The organism is Terrilactibacillus laevilacticus (assembly GCF_006517395.1).
Lineage (GTDB): Bacteria > Bacillota > Bacilli > Bacillales > Sporolactobacillaceae > Terrilactibacillus > Terrilactibacillus laevilacticus.
On sequence record NZ_VDCY01000013.1, the window covers coordinates 1 to 13,590 of the forward strand.

The 13,590-nt window shown below is 37.1% G+C and carries 16 protein-coding genes; 8 read left to right on the forward strand and 8 right to left on the reverse strand.

Annotated elements, in window-relative coordinates:
• Positions 1-296: 296 nt before the first annotated feature.
• From FG390_RS12495 to FG390_RS12510, 4 genes are all read left to right on the forward strand, one after another.
• Positions 297-1,262: an ROK family glucokinase gene (locus FG390_RS12495; RefSeq protein WP_141191435.1), complete on the forward strand. Its 966-nt coding sequence runs from the start codon at positions 297-299 to the stop codon at positions 1,260-1,262.
• A 375-nt stretch (positions 1,263-1,637) separates the two neighbouring features.
• Complete coding sequence (locus tag FG390_RS12500; protein WP_141191373.1) at positions 1,638-2,816, forward strand: M14 family metallopeptidase; 1,179 nt, start codon at positions 1,638-1,640, stop codon at positions 2,814-2,816.
• Positions 2,817-3,117: 301 nt separating this feature from the next.
• Positions 3,118-3,750, forward strand: a complete 633-nt coding sequence (locus tag FG390_RS12505; RefSeq protein WP_141191374.1) for an MBL fold metallo-hydrolase — start codon at positions 3,118-3,120, stop codon at positions 3,748-3,750.
• A 233-nt stretch (positions 3,751-3,983) separates the two neighbouring features.
• Positions 3,984-4,706: a class I SAM-dependent methyltransferase gene (locus tag FG390_RS12510; RefSeq protein WP_141191375.1), complete on the forward strand. Its 723-nt coding sequence runs from the start codon at positions 3,984-3,986 to the stop codon at positions 4,704-4,706.
• A gap of 108 nt (positions 4,707-4,814) precedes the next feature.
• Here FG390_RS12510 and FG390_RS12515 read toward each other — a convergent pair whose 3' ends face one another.
• The 7 genes from FG390_RS12515 to comGC form a co-directional block, all read right to left on the reverse strand.
• Positions 4,815-5,018 carry a YqzE family protein gene (locus FG390_RS12515; RefSeq protein ID WP_141191376.1) on the reverse strand — a complete coding sequence of 68 codons (204 nt, stop codon included), beginning with the start codon at positions 5,016-5,018 and terminating at the stop codon, positions 4,815-4,817.
• Between the two features lie 92 nt (positions 5,019-5,110).
• Positions 5,111-5,677 (reverse strand): shikimate kinase, encoded by a 567-nt coding sequence (locus FG390_RS12520; protein ID WP_141191377.1) that lies wholly within the window; start codon positions 5,675-5,677, stop codon positions 5,111-5,113.
• Positions 5,659-6,057 (reverse strand): competence type IV pilus minor pilin ComGG, encoded by a 399-nt coding sequence (gene comGG, locus FG390_RS12525; protein WP_141191378.1) that lies wholly within the window; start codon positions 6,055-6,057, stop codon positions 5,659-5,661. The genes FG390_RS12520 and comGG overlap by 19 nt, the downstream gene beginning before the upstream one ends.
• Positions 6,038-6,466, reverse strand: coding sequence for a competence type IV pilus minor pilin ComGF (gene comGF / locus FG390_RS12530; protein WP_141191379.1), 429 nt, complete (start codon positions 6,464-6,466; stop codon positions 6,038-6,040). The genes comGG and comGF overlap by 20 nt, the downstream gene beginning before the upstream one ends.
• On the reverse strand, positions 6,463-6,789 hold the full coding sequence (locus FG390_RS12535) for a hypothetical protein (protein ID WP_141191380.1): 327 nt from the start codon (positions 6,787-6,789) through the stop codon (positions 6,463-6,465). Before FG390_RS12535 ends, comGF begins: the two co-directional genes overlap by 4 nt.
• Complete coding sequence (locus tag FG390_RS12540; RefSeq protein ID WP_181406492.1) at positions 6,776-7,219, reverse strand: type II secretion system protein; 444 nt, start codon at positions 7,217-7,219, stop codon at positions 6,776-6,778. Before FG390_RS12540 ends, FG390_RS12535 begins: the two co-directional genes overlap by 14 nt.
• Positions 7,206-7,532 carry a competence type IV pilus major pilin ComGC gene (gene comGC, locus FG390_RS12545; RefSeq protein WP_141191382.1) on the reverse strand — a complete coding sequence of 109 codons (327 nt, stop codon included), beginning with the start codon at positions 7,530-7,532 and terminating at the stop codon, positions 7,206-7,208. Before comGC ends, FG390_RS12540 begins: the two co-directional genes overlap by 14 nt.
• A 533-nt stretch (positions 7,533-8,065) precedes the next feature.
• Between comGC and FG390_RS12550 the strand changes: the two genes are divergently transcribed.
• The 3 genes from FG390_RS12550 (at position 8,066) to FG390_RS12560 (ending at position 11,414) form a co-directional block, all read left to right on the forward strand.
• Complete coding sequence (locus tag FG390_RS12550; protein WP_141191383.1) at positions 8,066-9,052, forward strand: 2-hydroxyacid dehydrogenase; 987 nt, start codon at positions 8,066-8,068, stop codon at positions 9,050-9,052.
• A gap of 21 nt (positions 9,053-9,073) precedes the next feature.
• Positions 9,074-10,273, forward strand: coding sequence for a pyridoxal phosphate-dependent aminotransferase (locus tag FG390_RS12555; RefSeq protein WP_141191384.1), 1,200 nt, complete (start codon positions 9,074-9,076; stop codon positions 10,271-10,273).
• Between the two features lie 229 nt (positions 10,274-10,502).
• Positions 10,503-11,414 carry an EamA family transporter gene (locus FG390_RS12560; RefSeq protein WP_141191385.1) on the forward strand — a complete coding sequence of 304 codons (912 nt, stop codon included), beginning with the start codon at positions 10,503-10,505 and terminating at the stop codon, positions 11,412-11,414.
• Positions 11,415-11,506: 92 nt separating this feature from the next.
• Here the strand turns inward: FG390_RS12560 and FG390_RS12565 are convergent, their stop codons facing one another.
• On the reverse strand, positions 11,507-12,724 hold the full coding sequence (locus tag FG390_RS12565; RefSeq protein ID WP_141191386.1) for a Bcr/CflA family efflux MFS transporter: 1,218 nt from the start codon (positions 12,722-12,724) through the stop codon (positions 11,507-11,509).
• A 366-nt stretch (positions 12,725-13,090) separates the two neighbouring features.
• Here FG390_RS12565 and FG390_RS12570 point away from each other — a divergent pair, with 366 nt between their 5' ends.
• Positions 13,091-13,573, forward strand: a complete 483-nt coding sequence (locus FG390_RS12570; protein ID WP_181406493.1) for an RrF2 family transcriptional regulator — start codon at positions 13,091-13,093, stop codon at positions 13,571-13,573.
• Positions 13,574-13,590: the final 17 nt, after the last annotated feature.

The following is a 13,590-nucleotide window of genomic DNA, read 5'->3' on the forward strand; positions in this document are numbered from 1 at the left end:
CCAAATGATAAGCTACGAATCTCGGTCGCCCGCTTGTTTTTCCGGTCCTCATGTAGCAAAAACCTACATTCCGGTCCTCAAAACGGCGCCGCCTTGACCTTCTTGCTTCTAATTTGTCACCTTTTTGAACGCACTAATAGAACAAAAGTATATGACATCTATTACGAGAATAGTGTAAGATAAGGTTGATGTGCTTTTATTCCGCTTTGAAATACAGTCTAACTTTTTTGAATCATAAATATTATAAGTATTAATGAAATTATAGTAAGCGGTTACTAATTATTGTTGAGGTGTTAATTATGGATATGTGGAATGTGGGAGTCGATATAGGAGGTACAACCATCAAGCTGGCTTTTGTAACAGATGATGGGCTCTTTGTTGATAAATGGGAAATTCCCACTAATACAAGTGAAAATGGTAAACATATTGCAAAAGATATTAGTTACAGCATTCATACTAAGTTGAAAGAGAACGGTCATACATTAGATCAAGTAAGAGGCATTGGATTAGGAGCTCCTGGTTTTATTGAAATGTCGACCGGATTTATTTATCAAGCGGTAAACATTGGTTGGAAAGACTATGCGTTAAAAGAGGAGTTAGAAAATGAAACAGGTTTTCCTGTGATCATAGATAATGATGCCAATATTGCCGCTATCGGTGAAATGTGGCTAGGTGCTGGTAAAGGTTCAAAAGATTTATTATGTGTTACACTTGGTACAGGTGTTGGTGGCGGTGTTATTACTGGTGGAGAAGTCGTCCATGGAATCACGGGTATGGCTGGTGAGATTGGACATGTTACGGTGATACCAGAAGGTGGTTCTCCATGTAATTGTGGAAAAACAGGTTGTTTAGAGACGGTTTCTTCAGCAACTGGCATTCGTCGTCTAGCTCTCGAAGCTCTTAATGAGAATCCGGGTCTTGGATTACTTCAAACCATGTTTGAGGAAAATGGTGATATTTCGGCGGCTGATATCTTTAATTGTGCCAAAGAAAAAGATGCCTTATCCATGCGCATTGTTGAAACAGCATCCTATTATTTAGGCTTTGCCTTAGCCAATATTTCAATGATCAATAACCCAGAAAAAATTGTTATTGGTGGCGGTGTTTCCCGTGCAGGAGAGACTTTACTCGAACCTGTGAAACGTTACTTTAAACAATATGCCCTCTCGCGGGTTTCCCAAGCAACAGATATTGTGATTGCAACGCTTGGAAATGATGCTGGGATTCTAGGTGCCGCTTGGCTTGCAAAAAACAAATTGTAATATTAGAGGTTGTTCAAAAAGTCACTAAATGATAAGTTTGAACTCGGCGCCCGCTTGTTTTTCCGTTCCTCATGTAGTGGATATAAGAGGAACGCTGGCTAAAATTGCTCACGCTGGTGCCTGAAGCTACCACATCATGTGGAACGCCGGTCCTAAGGAACTGCGCATCTCTTAGCCTTCCGACGCCCAAGACGGGCAAGTAACTGGCGTTTCTTGCAGGAGGCCAGCGTACTTAGCCAGTAACCCTTTTCGTTTGTCACCTTTTTGAACACGTACTATAAAGGATTTTTCTCCTCAAGTATGTCAGACTTTTTCATAATTAGAGACTTATATCTCATAAACTAGCATATAAATGAAATCTGAGGAGGGGAGTCCGTGAAAGTAACTGTTAGAGAAGGAGATACCCTTTGGTACTATAGTCAACTGTTTGATGTGCCCTTGCAGCTCGTCTTAGATAGTAATAATATGAAAGAATCGGTAGAACCGGGCCAAAAACTTGAAATTCCAGGTTATATAAAAAAAGAAATTAGCTTGGAGAATGGTGAATCCCTATGGTCAATTGCTACAAAGCGTCATTTACCTCTTGATTCGCTTTTTCTCTTAAATGGTTCAAGGGATGCGGATCAAATTAATGAAAAAAGCACCCTTTTTATTCCAATTAAGGTCTCGAAAAGTTTTATACAAAGTGATAAGCCTTATGATTTTAATACATTAAATAAAGACATAAGAAGACTAACAGCCATCTATCCATTCATAAGGCAAGAAACGATTGGACATAGTGTGCTCGGGAAGCCAATTAAAGAACTTAACGTGGGAAACGGACCCAAAAAAGTTCATATCAATGCAGCGATGCATGCGAATGAATGGATTACGTCTTCCGTCATTATGACCTTTTTGAATGATTATTTAGGAGCCTTAACTCATCGGAGAACGATTAGAGGTTTAACAATGGCCCCTTTTTATGATCAAGTGACATTATCTGTTGTACCAATGGTCAATCCAGATGGCGTTGATTTAGCGATTCATGGCGCAGATGTTGAAGACGCAAGACAAGTCATAGATTTAAATCACGGTAGCCGAGACTTTTCGATATGGAAAGCGAATATTCGTGGTATTGATTTGAATGACCAATTTCCAGCGATGTGGGAAGAGGAACGTAGAGAAGGAGAAAGTGAACCTGGTCCTAGAGACTATGGTGGAGAAAAACCATTAAGTGAACCTGAAGCTATTGCGCTTGCAGATTTAACTAAACAAAAAAATTTTGATCGGGTGATGGCGATTCATACCCAAGGAGAAGTGATTTATTGGGGATTTAATGGCCAAGAGCCCCCTGAAACAGAATATATCGTAAATGAATTTTCGAGAGTTAGCGGTTATGAGGCCGAACGATATGTTGAGAGTTATGCGGGATATAAAGATTGGTTTGAGCAAGAATTTCATAAGCCGGGTTTTACATTAGAGCTAGGTAAAGGTGAAAACCCACTACCGCTGACTCAATTTCACGAAATTTATCAGAAATCTTTAGGGGTTTTCTTAGCCCATTTATATTTATAATCATACTTTATATAACTATCCTCGATCATATTTATAGGTGACCAGAAAAATTCTGTTCACCTTTTAATAACCCAGTTTTTATCCCGCATTAACGGGCATTAAGACCCCCACCTCAAGGTAATAAGTGTAATCGATTTCTAGGTGGGGGATAACTGCCCGTAAAAGCCCGATTGGTTCAGGCTTACAATCAGTTCGGGATGAAGAAAATCCTCACTGATTGAGTTTCACTTTATTATATTTGATTTAAAAGGTGTTTTTTAGTTATGATTAAAGGAAAACATGCGACTAAGGAGAAAAATTAATGAAATGGACAATGAAACCTTTAGGGCCTATCCAAACCAATTGTTATATTTTAGAAGACGAAACGACTCGCAAAGCCATTATTATTGATCCTAGTGATTCATTTTCTATTATTGATCAATATATAACACGATATAATTTAAAACCTATTGCTGTCCTATTGACCCACGCTCATTTTGATCATATTGGAGCATTAGACGATGTTCGAAATACATGGCATATACCAAGTTATCTACATAAGGCTGAACAAGATTGGACGACAGACCCAGATAAAAATGGTTCATCAAGATTCCCAATAATAGAACCCATGCGAATCTCTCCAGTAGAGCATATTATTCATCAAGAGCAGCATTTAAGTATCGGTCCATTTGAATGTGAAGTGTTTGAAACACCAGGGCATTCTCCTGGTAGCGTTTCTTATTATTTTAGCGAGGATCACATCATTTTTTCTGGAGATGCCTTGTTTAATGGAAGTATAGGAAGAACGGATTTATTTGGTGGTAACCAAGAACAGTTATTAGCTAGTATAAAGGATAGATTATTTACTTTGCCAGGTGAAACGATCGTTGCTCCCGGCCACGGCACGACAACAACAATTGAAAAAGAAAAAAACACGAATCCTTTTTTAACTTAAAGTTGACAAGATTTCCGAAAAGAAATATCCCACCTTCAAGGAAGTAAGTGGTGAGATGACTTTTCGGTTGGCGTAGCGGGCGTTAATGGCCATCTAGCTCAAATATTTACATAAAATGTCTATCTCTGTTTTTTGTAACATTCCTTAATCTCAATTCATACGTTATAAATGAGAGATTATTGAGGCAGTTCAAAAAGACATCCTTTTGAACCTGCTTGTCAGGGGTGTTGCATTTGGAGGAGAAAACAAGGTATTTGGATTTTCTAGCTAAGATGGGTATTGGAAATGCGCATCCAGGTGGAAGAGCCTTAACCGAAGCGATATTAATAAAATTTCCGATTTCTATGGGTGAAAAAGTCCTTGACGTTGGATGTGGTACAGGCGAAACGTCTGCTTATCTTGTTGATAAAACAACATGTGACTTAACAGCCATTGATTTGCATCCTAAAATGATAGAACAAGCAAAAGCGCGTGCCAAACAACTTGGAGACCCTTATCAAGTTATGCAAGCGAACGCTGAAGCCCTTCCTTTTTCGGATGGTTCATTTCATCGAATTTTCTCAGAGTCGGTCACTGCTTTTACACATATTCCAAAAGCATTGAAAGAGTATTATCGTGTTTTATCCCCGCAGGGTTCAATCACAGCTATTGAGATGACTACAGAACAAAAACTTAACCCAATAGAAATTGAAGATATTAAATCTCTATATGGAGTAAGTCAAGTACTAACAGAGAGAGAATGGTGTGAGTATTTTTACAAGGAAAACTTCTCTGTGGTCACCGGTTATAAAGAAGAGGATTTTTTTAAATCGGGTCAAAGGCTGAATTATGACGTGCCATTAAAATTTACATCAGACTTAGACCAAGAAACGTTAGAAATTTGGATTCATCATCTTGAGATGATGGATAAGTACCGGGATATATTAAGTTATCGTGTTTATCAAGTGATTAAATAAATAAGGTAAACGTTTTTGCTTTCTTTAAAAGGTCGTTCAAAATAAAATTCACATATATAGAATAAAATAAAACGAACCCTACATAGACTCCTATGCAGGGTTCGTTTTTTACTTCGTTTTTTTCGATAATTTCTTTTTTGCACCTTTGACGTAATGTGAGAAGGCAAATGGCAATAAGCCAAACCATTGTTCTCTTTTCGAGGCTTTGTATTGTTTTTTTTCTTCTTTTATTGATTTTCGTACAGATTTGGGTTTTTCCATATGTTGTACAAATTGTTCTGTTAAGAATCGAACGTACTCATCGGATTTCAATATGATCACCCTTTAAGAAGATGACGTTTCAGAAAGATCCATACAGATGGAATAATTTTTTAGGACAATTACTTCTAACGTCTTAAGTATAGTTAACTTTCTGACTCTATAATATTAGGATTTCCAATAAGGGCTGTTCTATTCAAAATAAAACAAATTTCTTTAACGATGGTCGATACGGATTTGTATGTTGTATCAATAACGTAATCGCATTCTAAATAATGCTTAAGTCTCGTTAAAAAAAGCTCAGAAAAAGATTTTCTATTATGTTGCTGCAAGAGTGGACGTGAATGATCTTGTTGTAGTCTTTGCATAATAACATTGAAATCACAGTGTAAATAAATAATAATTCCGGATTGTTTCATTTTTTGGCGGTTTTGCTTACTCATGATAATACCACCACCTGTTGTTACAATCGTTGGGGCTGTTCTTTTCGAGAGATTGGTTAAAATACTTTCTTCCGCTTTACGAAAATAGGGCTCACCATGTAATTGAAACATTTCAGAAATCGTTTGTTTGTATGTTTGAACAATGAACTGATCCGTATCTACAACAGGTAGATGACAATTTGATCCAAGTTTCGCCCCAATTGTTGTCTTCCCTGCTCCCATAAACCCAGTTAAATAGATCAAGGGTTTTTCTATATGCCGTCTATCCATTTTGTAATGCCGCCTTTTTCTGTGTCATAATAAAATTTGTTTTTTTGTTCATGTCCATCAATGGACACGGTCACAAAAACTTCTAGTTCATTATCAGTTGACTTTGTCATTTGAAAATTGACTATGCCATCATCATATATGAAAGACCCTGATGTAGGCAACTCGTTTTTAGCAAGATTTTTTTTAATATCGAATAATCCAAGTTGTGTGACTTCATTAAATCGGAGGGATAGATCACTCTCTTTCTTAAACTCTTGCTCATTTTGTAAGAGAATGACCGCATGAAGGGCAAAGGCGATGATAAGAAAACTAATGATAACACATAGGGGTAAAACAAAACCATCTTCATTCATTTTTGTTCTAATTGGTTTGATCCACATAACTCCTCATCCACCATTCATTTGTTTCACCATCTGTATCAGTTACAGAAATAGAAATTGTTTTTTCCGTACATGAAAATCGAGCATCTTGTACATTTTGGAGAGCAATATCATAACCTTTTTCAAATACTTGTCTATATAATATGTGTCCAGACTGTTGGAATGTAATGTCTTCACCATCTTGAGAGGTTAAAGATAATTTTTTCTCAGTACAGGAAATGGAGGATGCACGTTGCACCTCTGAAAGGGTTTGTTGAAAGAAGATATTCTTTTCCTTTTGCATATCCAAGTTTTGACGATTATTTTTGGCAAGTGTAAGCATGATCGAGGAAATAAGTAATGTTATAGTTACAAATATAGCTAAAGATAACATTAGCGAAAGAAGTGTATACCCCATTCGATTTTTCATGGGGAAACATCTCCACAAACTTGCTTAAGTTGTGATCGTTTATTTTTCCATGAAACACAAAGGGTATGAAAACTCGTTCTATTTTTAGCTTCAATAGAAAAGACAACATTATTTTTTGAAATTTGTTGATCCTGAATGATGGGATTAATAGACCAACGTGTCATTTGATTTTGTAAAATTTGTCTCGCTAAATTTTCTAAATGTAAGTTTTGCTTTTCTACATTGACATGATATAAAACTGGGAAGGCGGTGAACATGGCAATTGAAAGAATGAATAGGCCGATCATGGTCTCACTTAGAAAAAGTCCTTTACAATTTCTCAAAATAAAATCTCCCTTGTCCAATTAATACAACAAATTTATACTGTGTATCACCCAATTTAATGTACAATGTTCCCGCATTGCTAAAGTGACCATTTCTCCCAATGATATACCTACCATTGTGTGAAGCCATGATCAGTTGAATGCGAGGATCGTATGTGATCTTCTTTTTGACTTTATTATCGAACGAAAGTTCTAGGGTGTGAGCGGATTCATAAAAAGAGACCATTGTCGTTTTCTTTTCTGTGACGGCGATGTATTGTGCTTGATGAAAGAGGTCATTGGTTTGGTCAATAAAGTAGCGAAGAGTTTTGTGATCTGAAAGAGATCCATATTGTTGAAAGGCAAGGGGCACGATGAGGCAGATGATCGAGACAGCAATGAGCGTTTCAATTAGGGTAAACCCGTGGCTCGAAAATTTATTCCGATACACTAACTTTACCATCAGTACCTAAGACTAGGGTTTTTCCATCTGGACATTGCGCGCTATCGATATACCCTCCATCTACGAGATCTTGTATTGAACTAGGCAGCACACCCTTGTCCATTTGATAGGCCGCCACTTGACTTTGGACCAGTTTCACAGTCGTCTCACAGCTTTTCTTTCCAACAATATCATGGGATTTCGTCATATTGGGTACCGCAATGAGTAAGAGGATAGATATGATCATAAGGACAATCATCATTTCAATTAAAGTAAAACCACGTTGTGAGGTGAGAACTAGTTTGCGGATGATTTTAAACATGTGAAGGACTCCTTTATTGTGGGATATAGGTGAGGGATAATAAAAAATAAGGGTAATCTGAGAAATAAGAAATAAACTGTGTTAAGAAAATCAATGAAGATAAATCAATGAAGATAAAACGAAGGACAAAGAACAAACACCTCCTTCACGAAGGATTATTAAATCGAGGTTAATATGTAAATTCGACATCGAAAGGTCTGATCCTTTTTTTTATGACAAAAAATGTGAAGAAATTTACTGGTATTTGGGATAGAGGTTCATTTATTAGTTTTTTTATTGAATTTTCCTCGTGTAAGAAGTACCTCCAACATTAATCAAAAGTTAAGTATTTTATATGAGTTAAGAAATGGTATAATAAATTAAATGAATTTTGATGAAGTTCATACATAGAGCAAATGTGATCTTATGAAATTACATACGACGCGGTTCTCCTGTTCTCATTTAGAATGTTGATGAGACTTTCCATAGTCAAACGATTGATTCTTTTTAGCGTTAAATGATTAATTCGGTATAGTTAGAGAAAGGAAACATGTATGAAAGTATTAATTATGACATTAAAAAAACGAATTGAAAGATTTTCTGATTTCTCATTCATTCCTAAAGATTGGGAACTTGTCTTTGCGGAATTTGAGACAGATACACAAAGATTGTTGAAAATGGGGGGCGATGCTGACGTTATTTTTGTTGATGCCATGCAGCCAGTTAAGAAAGAATTAATTGATGCGATGCCCAATCTAAAAATGATTCATTCTGAAGGCGTTGGTTTCGATTGGATCGATGTTGAAGCCGCTACTAAAAAAGGTGTATTTGTTTGCAATAATGCAGCAGCCAATAGCAAGGCTGTTGCAGAACAAGCGATTTTACTCATGCTAGCTGTTTTACGACGGACAGTGAAAGGCGATAGAATGGTGCGGGACGCAAGACAGATCGAAGCCAAGAGCAATTGGAGTCTTGAAGGGATTAGAGAACTTTGGAATTGCCATGTTGGCATCATTGGCATGGGGGCTATTGGACAAGAAACGGCCAAACGTCTAAAGGGATTTGAAAGCAAGGTAAGTTACTATAGCAGAAATCCACTTCCTAAAGAATTAGAAACAAAACTTTGTGTTGATTACTTGCCTTTGGAAGACATTTTAAAGGAATGTGATATCATTAGTCTTCATTTACCGTCTAATGATCAAACGAAGCATTTTATGGATTTAAATCGTTTTCGTATGATGAAAAAATCTGCTATTCTCATTAACACAGCGCGCGGAGAAGTGGTTAATCAACCTGATTTAATCGTTGCTTTAAAAGAAGGACTTATATCAGGAGCAGGTCTGGATACGATTTCGCCTGAACCGGTTCGTCCTAATAACCTTCTATTGCAGTTACCTGCAGAGATAGAAAATAAGATCACTTTTTCACCTCATATTGGCGGAGTCACTGAACAAGCCTTTGTCCAGATGCACCGGTTTGTATGGGAAAACATTAAACGAGTTGAACAAGGAGAAAGACCTAAAAATATTGTTAACGGATGACATAAGAAAGGAAGATGAAACATGATTGCAGAAGAATACAAAAAAATGTTAGGACAAAAATCAATCATAAGAGAAATAGCAGAGTATGGCTCAGAAAGAGCGAAAGAGATCGGGTATGAAAATGTATTTGATTATAGTCTAGGTAACCCGTCGGTTCCCGTTCCTCAGGAATTTACAAATAAATTAGTGGAACTTGCGACAAGCAGGGAGCCAGGATCCATTCATGGATACAGTCCGAGCCTTGGTATTGAATCCGTGAGGGAAAAGATTGCTCAATCATTAAGTAGACGTTTTGACATGAATTATAAAAAAGAGCATATTTTTATGGCATCTGGAGCAGCTGGAGCTCTTGCCCATGCACTCCGAGCAGTGACGACAAAAGGAGATGAGGTCGTCACCTTCGCTCCATTTTTTCCGGAATATACGCCCTACGTCAATAAAACAGGAGCGACTTTAAAAGTTGTCCCAGCGAAAACGGATGATTTTCAAATTAATTTTGCGGAATTCGAAAAAATGTTAACACCAAAAGTCATGGCTGTACTAATCAATACGCCTAACAATCCATCAGGTGCTATATACTCTACTGAAACAATCAAAAAGTTGGCATCGTTTTTACAAGAAAAAGAACGTGAATTTGGACATGAGATCTTCCTTATCTCCGATGAACCATATCGAGAAATTGTTTTTGAAAATGTTGATGCCCCTTTTGTTGCCAAATATTATCCTAATACGATAACATGTTATTCCTTTAGTAAATCCTTATCTCTTGCTGGTGAGAGAATAGGCTATATTGCTGTAAATCCAGAGTGTAAAGATGCGGAACTGATCGTTAATATGTGCGGGCAAATATCAAGGGGAATCGGTCACAATTGTCCACCGTCAATTATTCAGTTGGCCGTGGCTGAAGTCATAGATATGACAGCCGATTTATCCGTCTATGAAACAAATATGAATATATTATATAAGGAACTCACAAGTCTTGGATTTACCTGTGCAAAGCCAGGTGGAACTTTTTATCTGTTTCCGAAAGCATTAGAAGAGGATGCCGTAGCTTTTTGTAAAAGAGCTTTGAAGTATGACTTATTGTTAGTACCAGCTGACAATTTTGGATGCCCTGGTTACTTCAGAATGGCGTACTGTATACCAACAGAAAAGGTCAAACGCTCACTTGAGGCATTTAGAAAATTGGCTAAGGACTATCAATTAGAATGTCAGTCATGAAGCTTTAATTAAATAAAGTTTTTTAAAAACTGCCATCAGGGTTGTTAATATACAACGTTGATGGCAGTTTTACTTTTCTCTAACTTATTTTTTATAAGTGGTTCAAATACCCTTCTTCTTCCAAGCAGATTTGACTTAATGGATACATCATCTTAGTGGAATTAATCCCATTCGCGCATATAATAAACAATCGCTTAGAAGGCGCACTTATCATGAGGAGGTATTTTTGATGGGGGTTATTTTCTCACTATTGAATGCGGTTCTATTCTCCTTGGGTAATGTATATAATCGAAAAACGGATAAAAAGTTCACCGGATTAGAGGCCATGGCGTTAAATATTGGTTTGTTGGCTATTTTTTTCTTTCCACTGAGTCTCATGATAAAAATAATGCAGGGGACTCCTTGGCCTGATGTTAAGACGATCCTGCTATATGCCTTGGTAGGCATTATCCATTCCTTCTTCGCAAGATGGGGGCTTTTTAACACGATTCGTTATATAGGTCCGTCCCGCGCAAGCATGATAAAAAATTCCGCTCCTGCTTTCACGGTTATTTTAGCCTTTATTTTCATGGATCAAAGGCCGACTGCCATTGCCCTGATTGGTATTTTGATTATTTTATGTGCGATATGGACTTTAGGGTGGCAAGAAAGAGCATCAGATAGCGAAGTAAAGTCTCTAGGGGAAACTAGTACGTTTACGAGTTGGCATAAAGGGATAGCATTAGGGGTTCTTGTTGCATTCTTATTTGCTAGTGCAGACATAATAAGAGCAATGTCCATGCAAAGAGGACCGGATGTGATCTTAGCAACTGGAATTTCAAGTATGGCAGCGTGGATCACTTTGGTTCTTTTTTTATTAAAAGAAGGTAAATTAATAGCTACTTATCATAAACATCTCCAATCATTAGATAAAAATTTAGTGCTTGCAACGTTGTTCTGGGGACTTGCTATCATTACCTATTTCATTGCGGTGAAGTATTTATTGGTGGCTTATGTTTCTGCTTTAATTGCAACAGGCCCTATTATGACCGCTTTTTTTAGTTACTTGTTAGCTAGAAACGATGAAAGATTTACTAAGGTATTTTGGATATGTACCTTTTTAATGATTGTCGGTGCTATTTTAATCGTTTTTTTTCAGTAATCAGTAGGGTCCTTTTTTTAAAAGAGATGTCAATCAAACCTAAGTGATGAAGTCAACTTCAGATAAATGTGAAGGGCAAAAGGCCCTCACATTTAACCTGCCATTTGTTCATTTTGGACTCCTTTCTCGGTTAGTTTAAAGAAAGCCACCGATCCAATAAAAGAGGTAATAAATAAGATCGCTCCCATTGGGACAGCGGTTGACTCATCAATTCCAACGAAAGGAGAAACAATGGCCCCAATCAATAACGGAAACATGCCTAATAAAGCACTTGCACTCCCAGCTTGGTTGGCTTGGTTTTCCATTGCCAACGTAAACGTACTCGTTGTGATCATTCCCATTGTAGTCATATAAATGAAAATTAATATGACGAGAGAAGCGAGTGGGCCATTGATGATGGTCATAATGAGAAGGATTGCCGTAGCACTTACAGCCATTATAACAGCGATTTTGAGCAAACGTTTTACATGAATAACTCCGCTAAAACGTCCGATAATAAAGCTCCCTAAAATAATGGCCAGACCATTAATACCAAATAAAACACTATAGACTTGCGGTGAAACATGGTAGATGCCTTGGTATACAAAAGGCGTTCCGGATACATAAGCAAAACTCCCTCCATGTATGAATCCGACAATCAGTACGTAACCTATAAAAGAACGATCCTTCAATAAACGGCCCATCGTCCGAATAGAATGTCCAATCGAACTTGGTAATCTTTTCTCGATTGGTAATGTTTCCTTTAACCAAATAGCGGCAATAAAAATAATAATAAGCCCAACGACACTTAGAAAGAAAAAAATAGTATGCCAGTTTCCAAATGGTAAAAGGAGGATGGCTCCTCCAGTCATTGGAGCAATCATCGGAGCAGCTGCATTTATAATCATTAATAAGGCAAAGAATTCCGTAAGTGCCTTGCCGCTAAACACGTCACGAACAATTGCACGGGATAAGACAAGTCCCGCTGAAGCCGTTAATCCTTGTAAAAATCGAGCGACTATTAAAGATGTGATATTTGGCGAAAGAGCACAGAAAAGTGAAGCTAGTGTAAATAAGAAAATGGAGATGAGCATGGGCTTCTTTCGTCCCTGTGAATCACTAATCGGACCAACGATGATTTGCCCAATCGCAAAACCAATCAAACAAGCAGTTAAACTCAGTTGAACAAATGAAGCACGAGTTCCCAAGCTACTCGCAATATCCGGAAAACTCGGTAAATACATATCAATATTGAGAGATCCTAATATCCCAAGCATGCTGAGAAGAAAAACTAATCCAATACGCTCTTTTCCAGTTGGATTATGTTGCATATCTTAAAAACACCTTCCTACCTAATCTAGTCGATATTATTTAGTCTATGGTAGAAGAAACAGTCTGTCTACTAGTTAATTTTATTTAACGGTGGTATGCTAATTTTTTTATTTTTTTAAAAAACTCATTATTTTGTTTAATGATCGCGACTATAATATATTCGGCGAAAAATACTTTAAACTGTTGGGTGTCTACCTAGACTTTTATTCTTTAACTTTATGAAATAGTATATTGAGCTAACTTATTATTAAAAAACCTGCAATACGGATTAGAAGAAGTTTTGCTTGAAATAATAAAAGGAAAAGAGTAAAATCTCTTTTGTAGATAAAAGATATCCACTATCCACAATGAAAGGAGGGAGACAATTGAAGTTGACTTCTGGCGTTGAACAAGCCGCCTGCATTATCGTCATGCTTTCCACTCAAGCAGCAGACATACCAGTAACAAGCGATGTCATTAGTGAAAGGCTAGGCGTCTCTCCTTCTTATCTTAAAAAAATCATGCGAAAGCTAGTTGTTAGAGGATTAATTAAATCAGTTCCCGGAGTCAATGGCGGATTTGTTTTGGCAAAAACACCTGCGTGCATCCCAATTATTGATCTCGTCGATGCCATTGAAGGAAATGAACCTATTTTTCAATCGACGGGATTGGTTAGGAAAGCATTTGGTGATATTGAGGTCGCTGAAAAAGGGTTTTTAAAGTTTGAAAACATCGTGAATGAAGCTCAAGAAGCCTTTCGTGCGAAACTTTCAGACATTACAGTTGAGAAGTTTTTACAAGAGACCATTGATACGAATGAGATACAGGTGAAAGACTGGAATCAAAAATCTGATGAAGATAATGATTAATTTTTTATGAAAGAAGT